This window comes from Methylobacterium adhaesivum (assembly GCF_022179065.1).
GTDB lineage: Bacteria > Pseudomonadota > Alphaproteobacteria > Rhizobiales > Beijerinckiaceae > Methylobacterium > Methylobacterium adhaesivum.
This window is the reverse complement of record NZ_BPQD01000037.1, coordinates 35,898-59,148: the sequence shown is the minus strand read 5'-3', so window position 1 is coordinate 59,148 and position 23,251 is coordinate 35,898. Positions and strand designations below refer to the sequence as shown.

General features: G+C 66.6%; 25 protein-coding genes and 1 tRNA gene. 7 read left to right on the top strand and 19 right to left on the bottom strand.

Going from position 1 to position 23,251, the window contains the following annotated elements; all coding sequences use genetic code 11:
• On the top strand, window positions 1-472 hold a 472-nt coding region (locus tag MFF01_RS19190), incomplete at its 5' end, for a hypothetical protein (protein WP_238227802.1).
• An 11-nt stretch (window positions 473-483) separates the two neighbouring features.
• On the opposite strand, the gene MFF01_RS22175 is transcribed toward MFF01_RS19190, so the two are convergent.
• From MFF01_RS22175 to htpG, 6 genes are all read right to left on the bottom strand, one after another.
• On the bottom strand, window positions 484-708 hold the full coding sequence (locus MFF01_RS22175; RefSeq protein WP_353959554.1) for a helix-turn-helix domain-containing protein: 225 nt from the start codon (window positions 706-708) through the stop codon (window positions 484-486).
• A 114-nt stretch (window positions 709-822) separates the two neighbouring features.
• Entirely contained in the window at window positions 823-1,278 is a 456-nt protein-coding gene (locus tag MFF01_RS19185; RefSeq protein WP_238227800.1) for a hypothetical protein, read from the bottom strand.
• Window positions 1,275-2,453 (bottom strand): tyrosine-type recombinase/integrase, encoded by a 1,179-nt coding sequence (locus MFF01_RS19180; protein ID WP_238227798.1) that lies wholly within the window; start codon window positions 2,451-2,453, stop codon window positions 1,275-1,277. The genes MFF01_RS19185 and MFF01_RS19180 overlap by 4 nt, the downstream gene beginning before the upstream one ends.
• 145 nt (window positions 2,454-2,598) lie before the next feature.
• A tRNA-Ser gene (locus tag MFF01_RS19175) sits at window positions 2,599-2,688 on the bottom strand.
• Window positions 2,689-2,737: 49 nt separating this feature from the next.
• Window positions 2,738-2,944, bottom strand: a complete 207-nt coding sequence (locus MFF01_RS19170) for a hypothetical protein (protein WP_238227795.1) — start codon at window positions 2,942-2,944, stop codon at window positions 2,738-2,740.
• A gap of 464 nt (window positions 2,945-3,408) precedes the next feature.
• A complete protein-coding gene (gene htpG / locus MFF01_RS19165; protein ID WP_238227794.1) occupies window positions 3,409-5,265 on the bottom strand; it encodes a molecular chaperone HtpG in 1,857 nt (618 codons plus the stop codon).
• Window positions 5,266-5,415: 150 nt separating this feature from the next.
• Here htpG and MFF01_RS19160 point away from each other — a divergent pair, with 150 nt between their 5' ends.
• Entirely contained in the window at window positions 5,416-5,709 is a 294-nt protein-coding gene (locus tag MFF01_RS19160; protein ID WP_306421620.1) for a hypothetical protein, read from the top strand.
• A 42-nt stretch (window positions 5,710-5,751) separates the two neighbouring features.
• Here MFF01_RS19160 and MFF01_RS19155 read toward each other — a convergent pair whose 3' ends face one another.
• From MFF01_RS19155 to MFF01_RS19135, 5 genes are all read right to left on the bottom strand, one after another.
• Window positions 5,752-6,105, bottom strand: a complete 354-nt coding sequence (locus tag MFF01_RS19155; protein WP_373319815.1) for a hypothetical protein — start codon at window positions 6,103-6,105, stop codon at window positions 5,752-5,754.
• 191 nt (window positions 6,106-6,296) lie between these two features.
• Entirely contained in the window at window positions 6,297-7,730 is a 1,434-nt protein-coding gene (locus MFF01_RS19150; protein WP_238227791.1) for a pilus assembly protein TadG-related protein, read from the bottom strand.
• Entirely contained in the window at window positions 7,715-8,512 is a 798-nt protein-coding gene (locus MFF01_RS19145; RefSeq protein WP_238227790.1) for a TadE/TadG family type IV pilus assembly protein, read from the bottom strand. Before MFF01_RS19145 ends, MFF01_RS19150 begins: the two co-directional genes overlap by 16 nt.
• Complete coding sequence (locus MFF01_RS19140) at window positions 8,428-8,985, bottom strand: TadE/TadG family type IV pilus assembly protein (protein ID WP_238227789.1); 558 nt, start codon at window positions 8,983-8,985, stop codon at window positions 8,428-8,430. Before MFF01_RS19140 ends, MFF01_RS19145 begins: the two co-directional genes overlap by 85 nt.
• A gap of 230 nt (window positions 8,986-9,215) precedes the next feature.
• Window positions 9,216-10,283, bottom strand: coding sequence for a DUF808 domain-containing protein (locus MFF01_RS19135; protein WP_238227788.1), 1,068 nt, complete (start codon window positions 10,281-10,283; stop codon window positions 9,216-9,218).
• Between the two features lie 206 nt (window positions 10,284-10,489).
• Between MFF01_RS19135 and MFF01_RS19130 the strand changes: the two genes are divergently transcribed.
• The 3 genes from MFF01_RS19130 to moxG all read left to right on the top strand — a co-directional run bounded on the left by MFF01_RS19130 (window position 10,490) and on the right by moxG (window position 13,017).
• Window positions 10,490-10,954 carry a hypothetical protein gene (locus MFF01_RS19130; protein ID WP_238227786.1) on the top strand — a complete coding sequence of 155 codons (465 nt, stop codon included), beginning with the start codon at window positions 10,490-10,492 and terminating at the stop codon, window positions 10,952-10,954.
• A 293-nt stretch (window positions 10,955-11,247) separates the two neighbouring features.
• Window positions 11,248-12,282, top strand: a complete 1,035-nt coding sequence (locus MFF01_RS19125; RefSeq protein WP_238227784.1) for a cysteine synthase A — start codon at window positions 11,248-11,250, stop codon at window positions 12,280-12,282.
• A 144-nt stretch (window positions 12,283-12,426) separates the two neighbouring features.
• Window positions 12,427-13,017 carry a cytochrome c(L), periplasmic gene (gene moxG, locus MFF01_RS19120; RefSeq protein ID WP_238227783.1) on the top strand — a complete coding sequence of 197 codons (591 nt, stop codon included), beginning with the start codon at window positions 12,427-12,429 and terminating at the stop codon, window positions 13,015-13,017.
• A gap of 18 nt (window positions 13,018-13,035) precedes the next feature.
• Here the strand turns inward: moxG and MFF01_RS19115 are convergent, their stop codons facing one another.
• Window positions 13,036-13,461 (bottom strand): EamA family transporter, encoded by a 426-nt coding sequence (locus tag MFF01_RS19115; protein ID WP_238227782.1) that lies wholly within the window; start codon window positions 13,459-13,461, stop codon window positions 13,036-13,038.
• 186 nt (window positions 13,462-13,647) lie between these two features.
• Between MFF01_RS19115 and MFF01_RS19110 the strand changes: the two genes are divergently transcribed.
• Window positions 13,648-14,151 (top strand): cupin domain-containing protein, encoded by a 504-nt coding sequence (locus MFF01_RS19110; RefSeq protein ID WP_238227781.1) that lies wholly within the window; start codon window positions 13,648-13,650, stop codon window positions 14,149-14,151.
• 123 nt (window positions 14,152-14,274) lie between these two features.
• Here the strand turns inward: MFF01_RS19110 and MFF01_RS19105 are convergent, their stop codons facing one another.
• From MFF01_RS19105 to MFF01_RS19080, 6 genes are all read right to left on the bottom strand, one after another.
• Window positions 14,275-17,364 carry an efflux RND transporter permease subunit gene (locus MFF01_RS19105; protein WP_238227780.1) on the bottom strand — a complete coding sequence of 1,030 codons (3,090 nt, stop codon included), beginning with the start codon at window positions 17,362-17,364 and terminating at the stop codon, window positions 14,275-14,277.
• A gap of 40 nt (window positions 17,365-17,404) precedes the next feature.
• Window positions 17,405-18,616, bottom strand: a complete 1,212-nt coding sequence (locus tag MFF01_RS19100) for an efflux RND transporter periplasmic adaptor subunit (protein ID WP_238227779.1) — start codon at window positions 18,614-18,616, stop codon at window positions 17,405-17,407.
• Window positions 18,613-19,236 carry a TetR/AcrR family transcriptional regulator gene (locus MFF01_RS19095; protein ID WP_238227778.1) on the bottom strand — a complete coding sequence of 208 codons (624 nt, stop codon included), beginning with the start codon at window positions 19,234-19,236 and terminating at the stop codon, window positions 18,613-18,615. The genes MFF01_RS19100 and MFF01_RS19095 overlap by 4 nt, the downstream gene beginning before the upstream one ends.
• The gene (locus MFF01_RS19090; protein WP_238227776.1) at window positions 19,233-19,496 is read right to left on the bottom strand and encodes a hypothetical protein; all 264 of its coding nucleotides are present in this window, start codon (window positions 19,494-19,496) and stop codon (window positions 19,233-19,235) included. Before MFF01_RS19090 ends, MFF01_RS19095 begins: the two co-directional genes overlap by 4 nt.
• A 248-nt stretch (window positions 19,497-19,744) precedes the next feature.
• Window positions 19,745-20,266, bottom strand: coding sequence for a DUF2380 domain-containing protein (locus MFF01_RS19085; RefSeq protein ID WP_238227774.1), 522 nt, complete (start codon window positions 20,264-20,266; stop codon window positions 19,745-19,747).
• Between the two features lie 54 nt (window positions 20,267-20,320).
• Window positions 20,321-20,755: a cupin domain-containing protein gene (locus tag MFF01_RS19080; RefSeq protein ID WP_238227772.1), complete on the bottom strand. Its 435-nt coding sequence runs from the start codon at window positions 20,753-20,755 to the stop codon at window positions 20,321-20,323.
• A gap of 164 nt (window positions 20,756-20,919) precedes the next feature.
• Between MFF01_RS19080 and MFF01_RS19075 the strand changes: the two genes are divergently transcribed.
• Complete coding sequence (locus tag MFF01_RS19075) at window positions 20,920-21,951, top strand: AraC family transcriptional regulator (RefSeq protein WP_238227771.1); 1,032 nt, start codon at window positions 20,920-20,922, stop codon at window positions 21,949-21,951.
• A 34-nt stretch (window positions 21,952-21,985) separates the two neighbouring features.
• On the opposite strand, the gene MFF01_RS19070 is transcribed toward MFF01_RS19075, so the two are convergent.
• Window positions 21,986-23,167 (bottom strand): HPP family protein, encoded by a 1,182-nt coding sequence (locus MFF01_RS19070; protein ID WP_238227770.1) that lies wholly within the window; start codon window positions 23,165-23,167, stop codon window positions 21,986-21,988.
• Window positions 23,168-23,251: the final 84 nt, after the last annotated feature.

Genomic DNA, 23,251 nt, shown 5'->3' with positions numbered 1-23,251 from the left:
GCTGAGGGCTCTCCTCAGCCGCTCCTATGAACTCGTCCGGACAGACATTCCCCGCAAGATGGTTCAAGCGGACTTTAAGATGCTGGAAGGCGCAGTTCAGAACGGCGATGAGTTTGCCAAGCTATTCGGCATCACGACGGTGAACGAAGCATCTGTTATGGGTGCCAACTATCCCCATACACTGACGGGCGTCTGTAAAAAGCTTGGCGGCAGAGGGTGGGCACGGGCACAGCGAGCGATTGACATGCTCAAGGAGCAAATAGGCTTTGACATCAAGTCAAGTGACAATCGGTATCACTGCGCGATCAATTACGGCAAGAACCCGATTCGTAAGTACTCCGACGAGGCCGTTGTTCTCCTTGGCAAGGTGCTGGCGGGGGAATCCGTGAAAGTCGAAATTCCCGGAGGAAAGGAAGCCGTCATGTTTCCCCCACGCTCGCAGAGAGCGTCGCCTCGTCCTTCAGGACAATGATCCAACTTGGTTCAAGCCGCTACCTTCCGATCCGGCAGGCCGTTCCACCATGCTGTGGCATCGTCTCGGCTGATGAGAACACGAGAGCCGACGCGCTTAGCAGCGAGACGCCCCGCCTTCATCTCATCGAACACGCGGTTTTTGCTGATGCGGAAGGTCGCGCACATCTCCGCGACCGTTAGGACTTGCGAGTGAGCAGGCGGCAATGCCCGTTCGGTCTGTATCTCTTGATCCACTGAAACTCTCCTCAACCCGGTGGGGCTGAACGAGAGTTAGAAGGCCCACTCCAACGGAAAAAGCCGGGTCGGATTTCCGTGAGCCACGCAAAGCCATCAGGTGTTTGCGTGGGCCTAAGCCCTCTTGCCGAGCTTTCTCGCATCCCGAAGCATGTTGTTCAGAGTGAAAGGGCTGGTCCCCGGCTTGAGACCAAGCGCATCACGCATGTCCTTCGTCTCGGGAGCCGTTCCCAATATGTATTTGCAAGCGTCTATGTCGGTATCCAGCCCCGGCCGGATACGCTTCTCGCGGGACGCCTCCCGAACCTGCTCAACAAAAATCTCCACCATCATCAGGTGCCAGTCGGTTCGTGTCTTCGGCCTACCGCCCTTCCTCGCCGGCTTGGCAGACTCACACGATTCCAGGCCCGTCAGAAGCTCTGGCGCGTACTGACATGCGAGGCGTAAGGCGACGGTGCGCCAGTCCTCAGCATCGGTAACACCAACGTGGGCGAACAGGGCCGCATGCGCAGCCCCTTCGTCCGTCTCCGCATCGGTGTCGTTGATACAGTTGAGAACGTCCACGATCATGCGGCCTCCGATGTCACGAAGGCTTCCCATGCCAACATGAGTTCGCGCCGCTTCTCAAGGGCATCGCCGCGCCGGTAAGCGGCCTCAGTCGAGTCACCCACGACATGCGAGAGAGCGGCTTCGGCAACTTCCCGTTGATAGTTCGTCTCGTCACCTACCCAATCTCGGAAAGTTGAGCGGAAGCCGTGAGTTGTGATGCGTCTACCCATGCGCTTGTACAGTGCTGCAAATACCATATCGCTTAGCGGCTTGTCGGCGCGAAAGGATGGGAAAACATAGTCTCCCCGCCGTAGTGGCTCCACCGCGTCGAGGATTTCGAGCATGCGTGGTGTGAGTGGCACCCGATGGTCTCGTTCGGCCTTCATCCTCGCCGCTGGGATCGACCAAACCTTTTTCACCCTATCGATTTCCGACCACGGGCACTTCAAGACTTCTCCGACACGTCCGCCAGAGAGAATCGCAAACTCAAGCGCCAGGGCCGAGACGCCGGTACGCTTACGAAGTTCGTCGATGAAACAGGGTAGGTCGGCGTATGGAAGGGCGGTATGATGCCCCTTCTGAAGCTTCCGCCGCTTCGATAGCAGTTGGTTGAGATGCCCACGCCAACGTGCTGGATTCTCTCCCGTGCGAAGCCCTCTGGCTTTAGCCGCATCCAAGATCTGTTCGATCCGACCGCGCACACGGGAAGCCGTCTCGTTGTTCGTGTGCCAGATCGGCTTGACCACAGACAGCACATCATCGGTTGTGATGTCCGCCAACGCCTTTGATCTGAGGGACGATGCGTGATTCCGGAGCGAGCTTGTCCATTGCGCCTTGTGCTTCTCGTTCCGGAAGCCCTTGGTGATTTCTGCGATGTGCTGATCCGCAAACTCGCCGAACGTAACAGCCTTAACCGTCACCGGGTCCGGCTTCCGCTTCTCCGCGATGGGGTCTCGGCCCTCAGCGATGAGCCGGTGCGTCTCGTCGCGCTTGCGGCGAGCATCAGCGAGTGAAAACAGGCTGGCGCTTCCGAGCCCCATCTCCCGCTGTTTGCCGCCATGTCGAAAGATCATCTGCCAGCGACGCGACCCGCCTGGATCGATCATGAGGTAGAGGCCGGCACCGTCGCCGTAGCGACCCGGCTCCTTCAGCTTGGAAACGCCTAAAGCCGTGAGCTTGTTGACCGCGTGCGCCATGTGTCCGCCCAACCCCCAGCATTCACCCCAGCGGGTGAGGGGATATCAGGTGGGACGCAGCGAGACCGTGTCAAGCACCTCAGCCGGAAAAGCTGAGTGATTTCAGAGCCCTAAAGTCTGGGCGAAACCGCCTCAAACTGGTCTCTGGCGGAGAGGGGGGGATTCGAACCCCCGATGCCCTTGCAGGCATGCCGCATTTCGAGTGCGGTGCATTCAACCGCTCTGCCACCTCTCCGCGGGGGCCTCGATGAGACAAGCGCGGCTTAGCATGGCCTGAAGCGAACTCACAAGGCCGGTTTGCAAGAAAAGTCGTGCGTTGTGGAGGTCGGCAAGGTGGCGATGTAGACGCGCAGGGCCTCGGCGAAATGGTCCGGATCGGGCAAATCGGAGATGCGGGCAGCGAGCGTGCCGGCGGGGGCGAGGGCTGTGAGCGGGTCGAGGGCAGGAAGAGGATTCGGGATCGGGATCGCTGCCAGGCCGGAGTGCAGCATGACGTGTGGGCTGATGAGAACACGCGGACCGGTAGGGGCGCCGCACAGGCGGGCGAAGCGGCCCTCCGGCCCGCGTTATCATGGAGGTGCCACAGGCGCCGGGGCCGCGGGCGTCGTGTGTGGGCGGCGCGGCCGTAGACGGAGAGGCCGGTTCGTCGTGGACGTGGATCACGCTCGGCCGAAGCGGGGCAGGGCCGGGGCCTCTTGCGCCACGAGTGGGTGAGGCGCGGCAGCGCGGTGAGCTTGCGCCAGGGACACATGAGAGGCCGCGACGGAAACCTGTCCGACATCCGCTCGTCGGCCTCCGCCAGGGGGCGCAAACCGTCATGGCGTGAACCGGGCGCAGGGCCTGCGTCGTAGCAAGAAGCAGCCGTCGAGCTGCCGTGGTGTCGTTTAGGGAATGTCGTAGAATCCGCATACGGCCCCGGCCCGCACGGGAAGGCAGGCCGGGGTGAGGGCACGGTTTATGCGTCGACGGCTGGGGCGGGAGCCGGAGTGCCGGCCAGGGCGGCGGCGACCTTGCGGGCGAAGGCCACGGGGTCGCGCGGGGTATCGCCGTCCTGAACCCGGGCGAGGTCGAGGAGGGTGCCGGCGGCTTCGGCGATGTCGGCCTCTGCCGCGACACGGTCGGCGAGCGACCGAATCAGGGGATGGCGTGGATTGATCTCCAGCACCGGCAGGCTGGCGCCGCCGCGTCCCGCCCGGCGCAGGAGGCGCTGCATCTGCAGGTCCGGCCCATTGCTGGGTGCCGACAGAACCACGGCACTCTCCACGAGGCGATCCGTGGCGCGAACCTCGGAGACGTCCGCCGCCAGGGCCGTCTTGAGGGCCGCGACCAGGGCCTCGACGGAGGCCGGCGCCTCCCCAGCATCGGCCTCGCCAGCGAATTTCGCGAGGTCGACGGACCCTTGCGTGATGGAGCGCAAGGGCTTGTCGTCGAACCGGCCGAGGGCGTCCGGCCAGAACGCGTCGACGTGGTCGGACAGCAGCAGAACCTCGACGCCGCGGGCGCGAAACCCTTCGAGCTGGGGCGAGTTTTTCAGGGCGTCGGCATCGTCGGCGACGAGGTAGTAGATCGCGTCCTGGCCGTCCTTCATCCGGGCGACATAGTCGGGCAAGGACGTCCAACCGTCCTGGGCGGAGGAGTGGAAGCGCAGGAGCGGCGCGATCTCGGCCCTGCGCTCGTGGTCCTCGTAGATGCCCTCCTTGAGGACGGGCCCGAAATTCTCCCAGAACGGGGTGTAACCCTCGGCGTCCTTGGCCCTGTTGGTGAGTTCGGTAAGCACGCGGCCGGTCACCGCCCGGCGAATCTTGGTGAGCACGGGGGTCGCCTGCAACATCTCGCGCGAGACGTTGAGCGGCAGATCCTCGGTGTCGACGACGCCCTGGACGAAGCGCAGCCACGAGGGCAGAAGCTCGGCCTCGTCGGTGATGAACATCCGGCGCACGTGAAGGCGCACCTTGCTGGCGCGCTCGTTCTCCACCGCCTGGAACGGCTTCATGCCGGGCACGAACAGGAGGGCGGAGAATTCCAGCGCCCCCTCGGCCCGCCAGTGCAAGGTGGCCCACGGCTCGTCGAAGTTCATCCCGACATGGCGGTAGAACGCGGTGTACTGCTCCGGCGTGATCTCGGATTTGGGCTTGCGCCACAGGGCGGTGCCCTGGTTGGCCGTCTCCTCTTTGCCGTCCTCCACCAGGGCGATGGGCACCGTGATGTGGTCGGCCCATTTGCGCACGACGTGGTCGAGGCGGTAGCCCTCGAGGTACTCTCCGGCATCCTCCTTAAGGTGGAGGACGATGTCGGTGCCCGGCTCCGCGCGGGTCGCGGGCTCAAGGGTGTAGGCGCCCTGGCCGTCCGACGCCCAGGTCCAGGCTTCGTCGGACCCGGCGCGGCGCGACGTGACGGTGACCCGGTCGGCGACCATGAAGGCGGAATAGAAGCCCACGCCGAACTGGCCTATGAGGCTCGGGCGGTCTTCCGCCTTGGCCTCTCCGAGGGACTGGCTGAAGGCGCGGGTGCCGGAGCGCGCGATGGTGCCGAGATTCTGGGCGAGCTCCGCCTTGGTCATGCCGATGCCGGCATCCGACAGGGTCAGGGTGCGGGCGGCCTTGTCGGGGGTGATGCGGACCTTGGCGTCGGGCGGCAGGGCGGAGGCTTGGTCCGTCAGGGCCTCGAAGCGGCGCCGGTCCATGGCATCGGCGGCATTGGCCACGAGTTCCCGCAGAAAGATCTCACGATCGGAATAGAGGGCGTGGACCACGAGGTCCAACAGGCGCCCGACCTCGGCACCGAATTCGTGCCGTTCCACGGTGTCGCTCAAGGGTCCGTCTCCGAAGTTTGTCGAGGAATGCGCGCGATATGCGGGCGAGGGGGGACGAATTCAATGGCGCATGCCGGCCGGGTGAAACCTTAAGGAAGTTCGCGCGTAGCCCTGCCATTCCCGATCCGGAGATGCTTCACTATGGAACCGATGAAGCCAATGAAACCCATGGAGCCGATGAAGCCCATGGAACCCATGAAGGGCGCCGAGCCCTGGTGGCCGAAGGAGCTCGGCCAGCCCGCTTCCAGCGGTGGTCAGAACGACCTGCGCTATGCGTTCTTCCCCAATGCCCACCGCCTCCTGGTGGAGACCGACGGAAAGCTCAAGACCTACGACAGCGGCGACCACCGCATCTCCGGGGTGCAGCAGGCGAACGGCGCCGCGCCACGCTTCTCCAGTCAGAACGGCACAGTGTCCCTCAATGACTTGAAGGTGGTGGATTAGAGCTGCTTGAAACGTCAGCTGATCGAACAACCCGGCCGGCCCTCAAGGGCCGGCCGACACGCGCCGGCCCGGCGTGCCGAGGCCGCTTCTTGCCGCTGCGGCGTTGACAATACCGAACCGCAGCACGGCCTGCTCGAGATAATCGATGGCCTCGACGAGACTGTTCCGAGCAGCCTCGACGGCCGCCGCCCCATCCTCCTCCGGACGGGTCTCGGCGAGCCCGACCGCTGTGATCAACACGCGGTCGCGTTCCTCCTCAATGCGCCTGTCTCGTTCGACATGGCCCCGGACGTCGGCGTCGAAGGCCTCGATCACGGCCCAGGGCAGATCGTCCCCGCTCACCGAGCCGGGAAAGGCCGCAGCCTTGCGGCGTGCCTGATCGGCCGCCCGCCGCACGACGTTCACGAGTTCCGAGCCCGATGTTGCCCTGGCGTCCAAGCCGCTTCTCCCGTTCACACGCCCCGTTCTCATGCGTGGCGTCACGCCAACGTCCCGATTGGCCGGATCGTTGCCGGGTCGCCTCGAGGCGACGGATTGGGAGAAGCGAAGCAAAGGCCGGCGGGGATCTGGTTTTCCGCGCGGCGGTGTCACTGCGTCAGACGGGCGACCTGCAGGGCCTTATCGAACATCGAATTCAATGCCGCCTTGATGTCGTCGGCCGAGTTGGCCGTGAAGAAAAAGCCCGAAGAGGCGCACGCCTTCAGAGGCGTGGAGAGCCCTGGACTGATGGTGTTGACCTTCTTATTTTCGGTGATGATCGTTTTAGAATTGAGTTCCTTGAAAGTGATAATATTATAGGGAATGTAGAGAATTGAGATTGTTGCGCCCGCTTTTTTAAGGGCGTCGCAGTTTGCGGAATCGATTTGTCTCGGCTTGGATCCGTCCCAGTTTGCGTCGTCATAACCCGGGAACTTGGTGGGAGATCCGGGATAGACACGCTTGCCATTCTTGGAGCTCGAGAAGTTCTGGTCGTTCTGCATGCCATCCGTGACCAAGAAAACGAATGACTTCGGCTGGGTCGCCAAGCTGCCATCACCGAATGTTGCGATAGCCGACTTCATCTGCGGCAGAACCGTATCGAAATGGGTTCCGCCGCTGCCGGTCCCCGTACTCGGGTCATTGTTCGTAGCAAGTTGCGTGGAGCCCGTATCGAGGAGGTTGGTCAGCGCGAGCGGCCATTGCGTGTCGCACTGGGCGGTGGTCAAAAGCATGGACATATTGGTCGTAATCGACGTGAGAACGCCCATTTGATTGACGAAAGGATATAGGCCGACCCGGTACTGATTGGCGACGACGGGTGTCGATGCCCGCTGGATGAGGGAGCAAACGGCGTTATTGACCGCATCCGAACGGAGTTGGATCTTTCCTGCCGCCAGACCCCAGCCAGTATTATTGGGGAAATGGCACGCGAATTGACAACCTTGTTGATAATCACTGAACATGTCTTTGTTGACGGAGGCCAACTGCGTCATCCCGGCGTCCGAAGCGGGCAATCCCATGGAGCCTGACACGTCGAGGAGCAGGTAGAAGTCGAGATAGCTTGCGATATCGGCCGACGCCGTCGACGAGTTCGTGAGGGTGGTGGCGGCGGTCCCGAAGAGGCGGCCGAAGGTGTTGCGTACGGTAGCTGAGTATTTTACCACCGCAGTCAGCGTCTGGCCGCTTCGTGTGATTTGTGGGGTCGGAAAATCGATCTGCGCGAGGGCGACGTTTCCGAGATTGGCCCGGAAGACATTCGTCGCCTTGGTGATCCCGGCCGCCACCGCCTTGGCGTTCAAGTCGGCCTGACCGGCATTGTCGGCAATGAAAGCCTTCGTCGTGACGATGCCCGCCAGAGCAGCGGCATCGGCGGCCGTGTCGAGCTTGCTCTTGTCGCTTGCGGCGACGCCGTAATCGATCCCGAGGCCGACCAGGCCGATGAGGGGAACGAGGCTGAGGGCGAACAGGATCGGAATGCTGCCCCGCCGTGATGCGTGAAGGGCGGCTCCATGGGCTGAAAGCGTCGTCAATAGCCGGGACATTTCACAGCAATCCCATCGTCGTTCGTTGTGTCGTAATTGATCAGGGTGGCATAGCGCGGTTGCAGGTAGACCGACCGCGCGATGCGAATCGGATCGATGAACCCGGCGCCGAAAGTCGGCGTGAACATGAACACGACATCGACGGCGATGATGGAACCGGGACCGAAGACGGACCGCGGTAGACTCACTCGGTTCGGAGTCGCACTGTCGGCGGCAGCAAGCTGTGGAGTCACGCAGCGCCTGTAATTGTCTCCGGCGGTCCCCATGCTCGTCCAGGCGACGGTGGCGACGTAGCATTCGCTGGGGTCGGCATTAGACCCGCAAGCCGGAACCTTCGCGATGAAGGCGATGCTGGCGAAATTGATGGAGATGGCCTGGTACCAAGAGATGCCCCGTCGCTTGGCGTCCTGCAACACATAGGGAAACAGCACCATCGAGGCGTCGTAGGTGAAGTGCAGATCGAGGCTGTTGACCGTTGCGACGGTCGAGCCTTGCGGGGGGCTCGCCTGCGAGATGATCTGACTGATCGAGTTCGCGATGAGGTCGACCTTCCGGATCGCGTTGAGATACGTGACCAGTTGCAGGCCGGCGGCCGTGAGAAGCATGAGGACGGGCAGAATCACCGCGAATTCAACCGCGGAAACCGCGCTTCGGTCGCCGAGGAAGCGTTGCCCGAGGGTAGCTTTTTGGCGCATCGTCAGAACAGTTCGTTCCGGAACGCCGCCGTGGAGATGGCGAGAAAGGCCGGCGCCCCTTTGTAGGTCGCGCCACCGCTGAGCCATTTCAGGATCAGGGCGGGCGGGAATGTGATCGGATAGATCACCTGCAGATACTGGTACTCGCCTCGCGCCCCGAGGGTGAATTGTCCCGTGCCGCCATTGGAGAGATCCGGCAAGCTCAAGCCCGAGAGGTCGGCATTCACGAAGTTGTAGAAGCCGGACGGGCCGGCCGACTTCGGAACGACATACAGGTTGATGACGAGGAGGCTACAATCGATCGTTCTGGGTAGAAGCTTGCACAAATCAACGCGAAACGCAGAACTGTTGATGGAGGCAGCCTGGGCCGAGCCGGTCATGATCTGTCGTGAGACTTGAGCCGTCGCGTTGTCGAGCGTCTGGTTGAGATATAGGACCATACTCGCGGTGAGGATGAACACGATCGTTATGACAGCAGTGAGTGAAATAATCGCGAACTCGACGGCAACCGAGCCGCGATCATCGGACAAGCACTGCTTTTTCATAGGCACGGTGAGCATGGCATACCGTGAACTGCCATATGTTAAGAAGCTGTGAAACGCGTCGTTGTGTTTCCTGAGTACCCACGCCGTAATTGGCGTTTCGTCGATTGGCTTGGATTGCGGTGATTGCGGTCGAGCCTTGCCAGCACAGCATAAAGCCGGACCTTCACCTCAGGCGAGGCGATCTACCTCGTATCGGTGGCGTTCGTGCCGGACGCCGGACGCCGGACGCCGGACGCCGGCCGCCGTCAGCGCCGGGCCGCTGCCGGTTCGCTCGGGCCGAACAGGGCGCGAATCCGCCGTGTGGCGGGCGCCAGGACGAACTGCACGACCGGAATCGTCAGGCCGCCGACCACCAGACCGCCGAGGCCCGACAGGATTGCGGTGGCGAGCCATTCGGCGGCGCCCGCCAGGCTCGGGACGGCGGCGGCCGCCGCCTTCGCGGCCTCGTGAACGAGGTGGGCCGGGGCGGTGACGCCGAAATGCTCGAGACCGTGCAGGAGAATGCCGCCGCCGACCCACAGCATCGCGGCGGTACCGAGGATCGCGAGGCCGCTGAGGAAGTACGGCATGCCGACCACGAGGGCGCGGCCGAGACCCTGCGTCGCCGGACGCAGGGCGCGGTCCGCGCCCGTGGCGGCGGCTCCCGGGGAACCGGCGCGCAGGCCGAGAAGGGTGGAAGCCGGGCGATCGTTGGCGGCGAGCGCCACGCCGGCATCGTCCGCCTTCACGATGAGGGCGACGACGCCGTAGACGAGGAGCGTCACGCCGATACCCACGATGGCGAGGATCGCCGCCCGCGTCACCGTCGAGTCCGTGGTGAGTGAAGCGAGCGTCAGGGCCATCACCTCGGCCGAGAGGATGAAATCTGTCTGGATCGCGCCGCGCACGCGCTGGTCTTCCAGCACCTTGGCATCCTGGGAAGGGGCGGCCGTCTCGGCTTCGGCATGGGCGGGCGCCGGCATGACGGCGTGGAGGATCTTCTCCGCCCCCTCGTAGCAGAGGTAGAGGCCGCCGAGCATGAGGAGCGGCGTGATTACCCACGGCACGGCGTAGCTCAGGAGCAGCGCGCCGGGCAGGAGAAACAGGAGCTTGTTCTTGAGGGAGCCCACGGCGATGCGCCAGACGATGGGCAGTTCCCGCGCGGCGGCGAAACCTACCACGTAGCGCGGGGTCACGGCGGCGTCGTCGATGACGATGCCCAGCGCCTTGGTGCCGGCCTTGCCGGCCTGGGCCGCCACGTCGTCGAGGGAGGCCGCTGCCACGCGGGCGAGCGCCGCGACATCGTCGAGAAGTGCCAGAAGTCCCACGCTCACGATCGATGTTCCCCCGCCTGCTGTGCCTGCCGAGACATGGCACAGCCACGGTCGTCCGCAAACCGCGAGGTGGGGGGAGGGCGGGTGCGGGCCGGACCCGAACCCTTGAACCGGGGCTGAACCGGCCCGTTCAGTCCCGGTCCGGACCCGGCCCGTAGAACGGCCTCGACCCGAAAGGGCGCTCTTCGAACCCGACAGGACATCACATGACCGACCTCCATACCGCCACGGGCACCATATGGGCCGTGTTCGGCCACCGCTTCGCCGTCGAGGGGCCGCACGGGCGGTTCCTCGCCGATCTCGGTCCCAAGGGCGTCCAAGGGCTGACCCTGACGCCGGGGGAGACCGTGACGGTGACCGGCGAACGCAAGCCGTCCGAGATCAAGGTCACCCGCCTCGCCCTCGGCGACGGCAGCATCCGCGCCGTCGAATGGCCGGCCAAGCCCAATCACGCCAAGCCCGGTCACGCCAAGCCCGATCAGGCCCCGGCCGATCCCGAAGCCGCCCTCGCGGCGGCCCGGAACGCGGGCTACGCGCCGAGCGGCGAGGTCCGGCGCAAACCGAAGCACTTCGAAATTCCCGCGACGAAGGATGGTGCGGCCTTCGCCCTCCACATCGCCCTCGATGGGGCCCTGCGCAAGGTCGAGCTGGCCGGGGCGAGGGCCGCCTGAGGCTTGCGCCCGAGAGAGGCCGATCCTCGGCCGAGACGGACCGCTCCGACCACGGTGTTTCGTCGAATCGAGGGATGGGCCGAAGGCTCGAAGCGGGCCCGCGATGCGATGTCCGCCGGCACCCAAGACGATCGTTCGTGTCGCTCCGGGCGGGGGAGGAGGATCGTCTCCCGCCCCGTCGATCGGCGGGACCGACGTCCAAACTGGGATCCGGGGCTGGCATTCGGTGCGTGAAAGGCCGAGACCCGGCAGGGGATCGTCCGGAGCTTCGATGATGCATGAGCGTGCCAGCCATGAAACCGCATGACACCATCCTGTCGGCCATCGGCGGCACGCCGCTGATCCGGCTGGCCCGCGCGTCCGAGGAGACCGGCTGCACGATCCTGGGCAAGGCCGAGTTTCTTAATCCCGGCCTGTCGGTGAAGGACCGCGCCGCCCTGTCCATCGTCCGCGACGCCGAGGCGCGGGAGCTCATCCGGCCCGGCGGCACCATCGTCGAGGGCACCGCCGGCAACACCGGCATCGGCCTCGCCCTCGTGGCCGCCGTGCGCGGCTACCGCACGGTGATCGTGATTCCCGAGACCCAGTCGGACGAGAAGAAGCAGACCCTGCGGCTGGCGGGCGCCCGCCTCGTCGAGGTTCCGGCGGTGCCGTTTTCCAACCCGAACAACTATGTCCACGCCGCGCGCCGCCTCGCCGAGGCCTTGGCCGCCACGGAGCCGGCGGGCGCTTTCTTCGCCGACCAGTTCGACAACGTCGCCAACCGGCAGGCGCATGTGGAGACTACCGGCCCGGAGATCTTCGAGGCAACGGGTGGCGCCGTCGACGGTTTCGTCTGCGCCGCCGGCACCGGGGGCACGCTCGCCGGAACGGCGCAGTCCCTGCGCGCCCTGAAGCCCGGCGTGACAATTGCGCTGGCTGATCCCGAGGGCTCGGCGCTCCACGCCTATTACACGGACGGTGCCCTGAAGGCCGAGGGCTCGTCGATCACGGAAGGCATCGGCCAGGGCCGGGTGACGCGCAACCTCGAGGGGTTCCGGCCCGACCGCTCCTACCGTATCCCCGACACGGAGGCCCTCGGGCACGTGTTCGGACTGATGCGTGAGGAGGGCCTCAGTCTCGGCGGCTCTTCGGGGATCAACGTCGCAGGTGCGGTCCGCCTCGCGCGGGACCTCGGCCCCGGCCACACGGTCGTGACGATCCTGTGCGACGGCGCCGCCCGCTACGCCTCGAAGCTGTTCAATCCCGCCTTCCTGCGCGAGCGCAACCTGCCGGTGCCGTCCTGGTTCGAGGAACCGCCGGGGGCGCTCCCGGATTGGCGAGCGTGAGGGGATTGCAATGTTCAACAGTGGAAGTCGGGGTATTTAAGCAAGTCCCGCAACACGTTTTCCCGATGATCTTAATCCATCGCGCGGCTATAGATTGGCTCGAAGGGTAATCATAAAATTTACCTAAGAAGGGCTTGCGAGCGAATGAAGACAGTCGTGAGAACGTGTGTGGCCGTTCTGGGGGGCGTGGCCCTCGGACTTGGGGCTGCCCTGGCGCAGCCAGCCGGTGACGCGTCAACGGATATCGTGCTGCGCAACACCATCACGGGCGAAGCCATGACCCTTGCGGACGGCAAGCCCGGCGGCCGCGACACGGAGGCGGTGAAGACATTCCTCAAGACCGGGAAGAACATCTACATCGACGACCGGTCCTGTCTCCGCAACGGCGAGAGCCTCTTTCTCACCTCATGCTCTGGCTGTCACGGTCATCTGGCCGAGGGTAAGGTCGGGCCGGGTCTGAACGACAATTACTGGACCTATCCCCTCAACACGAGCGATGTCGGCCTGTTCTCGACGATCTGGGGTGGCGCCAACGGCATGATGGGACCGCACAACGAAGACGTGAACCCGGACGAGATCCTGCAGATTATCGCCTGGGTGCGCCATCTCTACACCGGTCCGGTCAAGGACGCGGCTTGGCTCTCGCCCGAGCAGGCGAAAAACTATCACCCGTTCAAGGAAGGCGAGACCTTCTCGAAGACCGAGCCGGGCCGGTGCAAGCCCCTGGAGAACTGAGGATCGGAACGCTCGGCCTCACCCCCGGTAGGCGACCAGCACGGCGCTGGCCGCGATGAGGCCGACGCCGAGCCAGTTCGGCGTGGACAACCGTTCGCCCAGGAAGGCCACGCCGAACACCGCCACCAGCACGACGCTGAGCTTGTCGATGGGCGCGACGCGCGCCGCGTCGCCCAGCTTCAGGGCGCGGAAGTAGCAGAGCCACGACGCCCCGGTGGCGAGGCCGGAAAGCCCGAGGAACAGGTAGGTCCGGCGCGAGATCGACCCGAGGGGCTGCCACTCGCCGGTACCGAGGAGGATCGCCCCGAGGACACAAAGGACCACGGCGGTGCGCAGGAAGGTGGCGACGTCGGATTCGATCGCCTCGACCCCCACCTTGCCGAAGATCGCCGTCAGGGCGGCGAACCCCGCCGAGAGGAGGGCCCAGAACACCCAGGACGTCATGCGCAACTCCGGCTCCCGTGGATGCGAGCGGTGGCGATGGGGGCTCGCCCCTCGCCGGCGGATCGCCCGGCGGACGGCCCCCTTATCACGACCCCTTGCCGCCCGCGCGTTCGCACTCGACATTGCTCGGGCCATTTCGGCCGGGGACGACGGGATGTCCTCGGGCCTCAACCCTGGGACCGCGCCATGACCTCACTTTCACGAACCGTCGCCGGCCTTCTGGCCGTATCCCTGGCGGGGCCGAGTCTCGCGGGGGAGACCGACCACGGCGCGCACGGCATGATCGCGTTTCCCGACGGCGCCAGCGTTGTCTACGGCCCGGGCCCGGCGAACCTGCCGAAGGGGACGCAGCTCAGCATGGTGGCGGGCGACCCGTCGAAGCCCGGCCCCTTCGTCCTGCGCATCAAGGTCCCCGCCGATACGGTGATCGCCCCCCACACCCACGCGCAGGCCGAGACGCTCACCATCCTGTCCGGCGCGATCGTCCATCAGCATGGCAAGACCCTCGACCGGTCCGCCGGCCAGACCCTGCGGGCCGGCGGTTTCGTCTATCTGCCGGCGGACATGCCGCACGCCCTCTGGACCACGGGCGAGCCGGTGGAATTGCAGGTCAACGGCACCGGCCCGTTCGGGCTCAACTACATCGACCCCGCCGACGACCCGAGCCGGACGCCCCGCGGCGATCGGTGATTTTCTTTCGTCCCTGCGATCCGAACCGACGGGACGCCGTTTCAGACTGCTTCACGAAACTCCCGATCGACACAGGTTCTCGATCAGAGCACGACAGCGCAGCGGAAGTTTCGTGAGAGACACTCAGGCCCCATGGGACACGGCTGCGTCCGGTGCCTCGTCGCGGGCGCCGACGAGACGGCCGAGGAGTCGCCCGAGGACGCGCTCCAGACTGTCGACGAGGAGGAACACCGCCGGGACGAACACGAGGGACAGCAGGGTCGAGACGATGAGGCCCGCGATCACCGCCACCGCCATGGGGGCGCGGAACTCGCCGCCGACGCCGAGGGCCAGGGCCGACGGCACCATGCCGGCCGCCATGGCGAGCGTCGTCATCACGATGGGCCGCGCGCGCTTTCGCCCGGCCTCGACGATGGCGGTGACCCGGTCGACGCCCTTGGCCATCTCCTCCACGGCGAAATCGACGAGCATGATGGCGTTCTTCGTCACCAGCCCCATGAGCATGAGGATGCCGATCACCACCGGCATCGAGATCGGCATGTTGAGGATGAGCAGGCCGAGGATCGCCCCGCCGATGGAGAGCGGCAGGGAGAACAGGATGGTCAGCGGCTGCAGGAACGAGCCGAACAGCAGCGCCAGCACGGCGTAGACCATCATGATCCCGGCGCCCATGGCCATGAGGAAGCCGGAAAACACCTCGCCCATGATCTCGGCGTCGCCGGTCTGCCGGATGGTGACGCCGGGCGGCAGGCTCTTCGCCGTCGGGGTGTCGAGGGCCTGGGCGATGAGGGTGCCCAGCGCGTCCGAGCCCTCCAGATTGGCCTCGACGGCGACGCGGACCACCCGGTCGTAGCGGTCGATGGCGCCCGGCCCCTGGCCGAGTTCGATGTCGGCGACGGCACCGAGCGGCACGGCGGTGCCGTTCTTGGCCGGCACCTTCAGGGTTTCGAGGCGCGCAACGGTGCCGCGGGCGCTTTCCGGCAATTGCACGCGGATCGGCACCTGCCGGTCGGCGGCATTGAACTTGGCGAGATTCAGCCCGATGTCGCCGATGGTGCCGACCCGCACGGTCTCGGCGATGGCGTCGGTGGAGACACCGAGATCGGCGGCTGCGCCCTCCTTGGGGCGGATGCGCACCTCCGTGCGGTTCAGCGGCGCCGTCGACATCACCGAGACGAGGTGGGGGATCGTCGCCATGTCGCGCTGGAGGCGGGCGGCGATCTCCGTCACCACGTCCGTGTCCGGGCCGCCGACCACGAGGGCGAGGTCGCGCTGGCCTGAATCCCGTAAGGTCCAGGCGCGGATGTCCGGCTCGTCGGCGAGCAGGGCCGAGATCTCCGTTTCCAGGGCGGCCTGCTTCTTCGCCCGCCGGTTCTTCGGCGTCAGGTTGACCGTGAGGGTGGCGAGCCGGGTCTCCTTCTTGCCCCCCGCCTGCCGGCCGCCATCGACGAAGACCGAGGTGACTTCCGGCAGGGCGCGGATGCGCGCCGCCACGCGGTCGGTGGTGGCGATGGTGTCGGCGAGCCGCGCGCCCGGCGCGAGTTCGACCATGAAGAGGGTCCGGGCCATGTCCTGCTTCGGCAGGAAGCCCGACGGCAGCAGTCCCGTCGAGGCGAGGGACGCAGCGAACAGGGCGAGACCCGCCATGAGAGTGATGACCCGGTGGCGCACGGACCACCCGACGAGGCGCCCATAGGTGCGCATCACCCAACCGTCGCGGGCCTCGGCGTGGCCATGGTCGCGCAGGAAGTAGGCGGCGAGCATCGGGGTGATGAGGCGGGCCACCAGCAGCGACATGAACACCGACACCGCGATGGTGAGGCCGAACTGCATGAAGTAGCGCCCGGCGATGCCGCCCATGAACGAGACGGGGGCGAACACCGCGATGAGGGTGGCGGTGATGGCGATGACCGCGAGGCCGATCTCGTCGGCGCCTTCGAGTGCCGCGCGGTAGGGCGATTTGCCCATCCGCATGTGCCGGACGATGTTCTCGATCTCCACGATGGCGTCGTCGACGAGGATGCCGGTCACCAGGGTGATGGCCAGCAGCGAGATGCCGTTGAGGGTGAACCCCATGGCGTCCATGGCCCAGAAGGTCGGGAACACCGAGAGCGGCAGGGCCACCGCCGCGATGACCGTCGCCCGCCAGTCGCGCAGGAACAGCAGCACCACGATGACGGCGAGCACCGCGCCCTCGATGAGGGTGTGCATGGCCGAATCGTAGGAGCCGAGGGTGGCCGAGACCGACGAGTCGATCTTCTCGAAGTTGAGGTCGGGATAGGTCGCTTGGAACTCCGCGATCTTCCGGTCGACGCCGGCCGCGACCTCCGCGTCGCTGGCGCCCGCGCCGCGCGAGACCGTGAAGGCCACCACCGGATTGCCGTTGAACCGCGCGAAGGTGCGCGGCTCCTCGATGGAATCCTCGACCGACGCGAGGTCGTCGAGCCGCACCTTGCGCCCACCCGGGAGCACGATGGAGGTGGCCTTGAGGTCGCGCACCGTGCGCGAGGCGGCCAGCGTCCGGATCGACTGCTCGCGGCCGCCGACCTCGCCACGCCCGCCCGCCATGTCGGCGGAGGTGACGCGCAACTGCCGGTTCACATCCGCCGCCGTGATACCGAGCGCCAGGAGCCGGTCGGGCTGAAGCACCACCATCAGCTCGCGGGCGACGCCGCCGACACGCTCGACGCCGCCGACGCCCTTCACTCCTTGCAGGGTGCGGGCGATCTTATCCTCCACTAGCCAGGACAGTTCGGCCGGCGTCATCGCCGGACTGGTCACGCCGTAGACGAGGATGGGCAGGCCGGCGATCTCGACGCGGCTGATCACCGGCTCGTCGATGGTGCGGGGCAGGTTGATGCGGATTTTCGAGACCGCGTCCTTGACGTCGTTCACGGCCCGGTCGGTATTCACCTCGAGGCGAAACTCGACGGTGGTGACGGACGAGCCCTCGGTGATGGCGGACGTGACATGCTTGACCCCGCGCACCCCGGCGATGGAATCCTCCACCCACTTCGTCACCTGGGTCTGCAATTCGGAGGGGGCGGCGCCGGCCTGGGTGATCGCCACGGAGACGATGGGCACGTCGATGTTGGGCATGCGCGTGACCGCGAGGCCCCGAAAGCTGACGAGCCCCAGCACCACGAGGACGAGGAACAGGACCAGCGGCCCCATGGGCCTGCGGATGGCGTAGGCCGAAACGTTCAGGCGCATGGTTCGGTGCTCTCTGGCGGTTCGACGGTTGCGTCGGACGCTACGGAACGCTCGCCTCGGCCGTGGCGAGGGGCGTTGCACCCGCCATGGCGGCCGGAGGCGCCATCGGCACGGGACGAACCCGGTCGCCATCGCGCAGGAACGAGCCGGCCCTGGCCACCACCTGCTCGCCTTCGCTCAGTCCTTCACGGATCTCGATGTCGTCGTCGTCTGAGAGCCCCGTGCGAACCACGCGGGCCTCGACCCGGTCGCCCGAGACCACCAGGACCGTGCTGCGCCGATCGGCGCCGTAGAGGACGGAGGCCTGGGGCACGGTGACGTCGCGGGTGCGGGCGAGCTCGACGGCGCCCCGCGCGAAGGTGCCGATGCGCAGGCGCGGATCGGGATCAAGGCGCACCCGCACCTTGCCGAGGCGGCTCACTTTGTCGACCTCCGGGTAGATGGCGCGGACCTGGCCTTGCACCCGCGCTCCGTCGCCGAGAACGATCCAGGCAGGCTTGCCCTCGCGCAGGCGCGGCAGCTTCGTCTCGATGACCTCGCCCTCGAGTTCGATCTCGCCCCGCGCGATGAGGCGGAACAGGGGCTCGGCGCTCCCCGAGGCCATCATGCCCACGCGTGCCATGCGGCGACTGACGATGCCGGCTTCGGGCGCGCGGATCTCCGTCCGCGCGAGGCGCAGGTCGAGTTCGTCGCGCACGGCCCGCGCCTGCGCGAGTTCGGCTTTCGCGATGACGAGGCCGTTGCGAGCGAAGGCGAGCTTGCCCTCGGCCTGACGCAGCATGGAGGTGCGGTTTTCGAGGATCGCCGCCGTGGCGTTGCCGGTCTGGAGCAGCTGGCGCGATCGGTCGAAGGCGAGGTGCGCCTCCGTCTCGGCCGCAGCCGCCTGCTCGATGCTGCTCTCGGCCTGGGGCACCACCGCCGCCGCCTTGTCGACGAGGGCCGTCTGCTGGGCGATCTGGCGGTCGATGAGGTCGCGCGACAGGCGCGCCAGAACCTGACCGCGCGCGACCCTCATGCCTTCCTCGACCAGAACCTCGGTGATGCGGGGCCCGTCGAGCTCGGGCGCCACCAGAATCTCGTCGCGGGGCACGAGGGTGCCGGTGACCGTCACGGTCTCGACGATCTCGCGGCGCTGCGCCTCGACCACCGAGACGGCGGGCAGCCGGGGCGCCGTAGCGGCCGGCGTTTCGGCACGGGCCGTTGTCGCGGCGCACAGGGCCAGAAGCAGGAGGGTGGCGCGGAGCGGATTCATCGGGGTCGCTCCGGATTCGGGAGGCGGCCGGCGAGGCCGGCCTCAATGAAGGCGCGCAGGGTGGCGACGGCCGCCGGTGTGTCGAAGTCCGGCACGAGGGCGCGGCCGACCACGAGGCCCTTCATCAGGGGATCGAGGACGGCATAAACCGCCGCCGGGTCACAATCCGGGTCCGTCGAGAGCGCCGCGATGGTGTCGATGAACCACCCCCGCGCCTCGGCCTCGGCGCGCTCGGTCATGGCGGCGATGGCCGGGTTGCGGGTTGTCTCCGACCAGATGTCGAGGCGCAGCACCGCCGCGTCGCGGGTGATGGCGGCGAAGTACTGGGTGATGACGCCGAGGAACGCCGCGCGCCGGTCGCCCGCCCGTTCCAGGCTCTCGACCAGCAAAGCGCCGCGCACGCGCTCGCGCTCGGCCCAGCCGAGGATGAGCGCCTCCTTCGATTCGAAGTAGCGGTAGAAATTGCCCGGGCTCATGGCCGCCTCACGGGCGAGGTCCTGCATGGTCGTGCGGTGGAAGCCGTTGCGCACGAAGCAGGCCTCCGCCGCGTCGAGGATGTGCTCCCGCCGCGCCGCCTGACCGGAACGGGCATCGATAACGGCGCCGAGGGCGGCGCTCACGAGGCGTCTCCGGCCGACCGGATCACCGCGCAGGCCCGCGGCTGCAGGTCGAGGTCGGCGCAGATTCGTGCCTGCCAGCTGTCCGGCCCGGCCCCGGTCCAGCCGACGAGGGCGAACCAGCCGAAGGCGAGAACGCCGAGCGCGGCGAGATTGGTCGGCGTGCAGATCGCCCGCACGCTTGCCGCCGTGCGCTGCGCCAGCCCAGGCTTCTCCGGGGAGGCATCGAATTCGGGCCAGTGGTTCCGATGGGGGAGGACCATCACACGCTCCTGCTTGCCCCTCAGTCATAATGAACGTTCATTGTCATGTCAATAAACGTTCATTCTCGTTGGAGCGGCGAGTATCGACCCGGCGCGATGACGGTGATTTCGATTGGCAGCGTTCGCCGGGCCGACCGCTGCCAATCGGCGGCGGGCATCGACTTGAACAGGCTTGGTTTGAAAAGACCTCCTGAATTCCAAAGAACCATACGCGAGGATCGATGACGGCACGGCGTCCGATCGCGTCCTCAGCGACGATCGAGCGTCCCGTCGCGGATTTGGGAGATGAGAAATCCTTGGGCGCGTTGCCAGGCCTCGTCCGTGTCCCCCCGAAAATTGAGGTCACGAGAGAAGAGGTCGCGGCCGGTACGGGCGTCCACGACACGAGCCCAAAGCTGCAGGATCAACGTGCTGCTCTTGTGCACGACGCCGACGAAGATCAATTCGGCCCCACGGGCCCGAGCGGCCTCGAGCAGGCAGGCGATGTCCTCCGATGGACAGGCCTGACGAAGCGAATCGGGCGGAAGGACCGTTGCCCGATACAGACCCATCCGGGACAGGTCGGCCGCCAGGCTATCGGCCAGATGAACGAGGCGCTCGGCATGCTGGGAGGCCTGATCGGTCGGTTCACCCGAGGTGTCGAGGAGTTTGATCGGCAGGATGACGAGGGCCTCCGCCGCGTGGGCGGGCAAAGCGCCGTGCGTGGCGAAGAGAAGCGCCGTCGTAACGATCCCGGCGAGGCGGCGTCTCGACGCGATCCACACCATCATCCGGGCCGATCTTTTCACGCGACGCGTGTCAGAGACTTCCATCGAGCCCCCTCCTCATGCGACTTGCGCTGCGAACAGCGCTTTGAACTCGGGAATACCGAAGGTCGCCACGATCTCATGGTTAGCGTCCAGGAGTTCGTAGACCGGTCCGTCAATGCCTCGATTGGTGAAGTAGACGATCACATCCTGGTCGCCGCCGCCCTCTGTATGGGGCTCACCTCCGGCCTGTCCCGCGACGTAGCTGCCGACGGGGCGGATCTCCTTCAAGCTGCCGTCCGGCCGGTAGAGTCTCAGCTCGCCTTGCAGGACGAGGGTGCAATAAGCCGCGCCGTGCCGATGCAGGGCGATCCGTTCGTTCGCGGCGAACTTGAAGAGGAGATCGACGATCCACGCCGTCTCATCGATATGGAGAATGGAAAAGGCGGCGTGTTCGAAGCCTTCGACGGTTTGCCAGGCGATGTTCCGGTCGTCGAATGCAAAAGTCTGCATGGCGCTCTCCCGCGCGATCACGGCCGATCCCGAACGCGTGCGTCCCTCGCGCTTTGCGCGCGCGTGAGACATCATGCCCGTCGGCATCGCTAGAGCTACTGGGGTTCAACCGCCGGTTCTTGCCATTTGGTGCCATTGCCTCATCCTGACGGAGGGAGAGGTCCATGTTGCGATACGGCCTGACCAAAGCACGGACGATGGGACCGATCGCCGAGGCGGTCTCGGGCGCCGGCGGTTCGCTGACACGGGTGTTCGGCCGTGCCGGGATACCGCTCACACTCCTCGATACGCCCGATCGCTTGATCCTGCTGCGTGATCAGGTGAGGCTGGTCGAGGCCGCCATGCGCGAAATCGGTGACCCGTCGCTGCCGGCGCGGCTCTCGACGGGATTCGGAATCGCCGGTCTCGGACCGATTGGTGTGCAGGTCCGCACCGCCGGAACGCTCGGCGAAGCGCTGGCCCGCGTCGAGGCCGTCACGCCGATCCTGCTGCAGACGGCGACGTGGACGGGTTTGCGTCGGCGAGGCGCTCAAGCCTTTTACGGGTACGGCATCGTCGAACGGATCGAGTCCGGGCGTCAGGCGAACGAGATCCTGGCGCTGGGCTATCTTCTCAGCACGGTGCGCCATTTTCTCGGATCGGCATGGCGGCCGAACTACGCCGTCGTGACGGGCGCGACCTTGGCCGGTCGCACAGATATCGAGCGCTTGCTCGGCGTGGAGATCGCTTTGGGCTCGGAGGCCGGCTTGGTTCTTTCCCCAGACCGACTCGGTGCGCCGAACCCGGACCGGCATAATCCATCCGACTCGGACATGCTGGAAACCGAACCGATCGGCGACGATCTGGCGGCTTGCGTCGCGCATCTCGTCGAACTCGGTCTCGACGAAGCGCGACCGACGATCGATGGAATTGCCTGCCGCCTCGGTCTCTCCCGGCGGACCTTACAGCGTCGTCTCGGCGACGCCGGGACGCGCTATGCCGACATCCAGCAACGCGTGATGGCTCGCCGAGCCAAAGCTTTGCTCGCCGGAAAGACGTTGCCTGTCGGACGGATCGCCCTCGAGCTTGGCTATGCCGACGCTGCGCATTTCACGCGAGCGTTCCTGGAATGGACGGGTGTGACGCCGAGCCAATGGCGTCGGGACGTGCATTCATCGAGGCCGGCGAGAGCGGCCGTCTCTGCAGCGGGGGGTTGACGGTCCGATCCGTTTGCCGAACGAAGCGCCCATCCTACGCCACGGCGACGGCCGCTCCGCGCGGCTCCGCGTCCCGTCCACCCACGGCCTCGGTGAGCAGTTCGGCCACGAGGTCGGCCTGGGAGACGAGGCCGACGAGGCGGTCGTCGGGGCCGACCACGGGCAGGTGCGACAGGCCGGCATCCTGCATCCAGGGCACGAGATCGGCGATGGGTGTGTCGACGCGGACGGTGCGGACAGGGCTCGTCATGATGTCCTCGACGCTGCCGTGGGGCGCGCGGCCCCGCGCCAGGGTGAGGGCGAGGCGCCGGCCGAGGCCGAGGCGCGGGCCGGGCCGCTCCCACACGGTCTTGTCGAGAAGGTCGGTCTGCGTGACGATGCCGAGGATGCGCGCGCCCTCGTCCGTCACCGGCAGGGCCTTGACCCGGTGGCGGCGGAGCTGCGCCAGGGCTTCGTGCAGGGGGGCGTGCGGTGCCACTGCCACGACGTGGCGGGACATGATCGCCGCGCAGGTGACCGGCCCGGCGGCCCGGCGGCGATAGGCTTCGAGTTGGGCCTGCGCCAGGATCGCCGCGAGGTCGTCGCGCCCGACATCGAGCACCTGATCGTAGGCCGCCAGCACCGTGTCGAGGTCGGCCGCCGTGACGCCGCCGCGGGTGGAGGGGGCCGGATCGGCGGTTCCGTGGGCATCCGCCCGCACATGGGGATAGGCCCGCCCCGTGAGGTTGTTGAACAGGACCGCGATGCCGAGGAGAACCAGTGAGTTCGCTCCCACGGGCCACAGGACGAAGCCGTAGCCGAGGCCGTGGATCGCCGGGCCGCCCAGCACCGCCGTGAGGGCGACGGCGCCGCTCGGCGGATGCAGGCAGCGTAAACTCGACATCAGGCCGATGGCGATCCCGATGGCGACGGCCGCCGCCACAACGGGATCCGCGATGGCGCCGGCCGCCGTGATGCCGACGAGGGCCGAGACGAGGTTGCCGCCGAGGATCGACCAGGGTTGGGCGAGCGGGCTCGCGGGCACTGCGAAGAGCAGAACCGCCGACGCGCCCATAGGCGCGATGAGCGCCGGCAGCGCCGGATCCGGCCCGAGGGCCAGGCGGGCGATGAGCCCCGTCGCCAGGATGCCCACGAGGGCGCCGGCGGCCGAGCGCAGGCGCTCGCGGGCGCTCAGTGGCGGGGCATCGGGCAGGAGGTGGCGCAGGGACAGGCGCATGGCGCAACGGGCCTCGGTTGTTCGCCGCGGGTGCCCGAACCGCTCCGGGCGGCGTTCTATGCGAAGGCGGGCTGTGCCTGAACA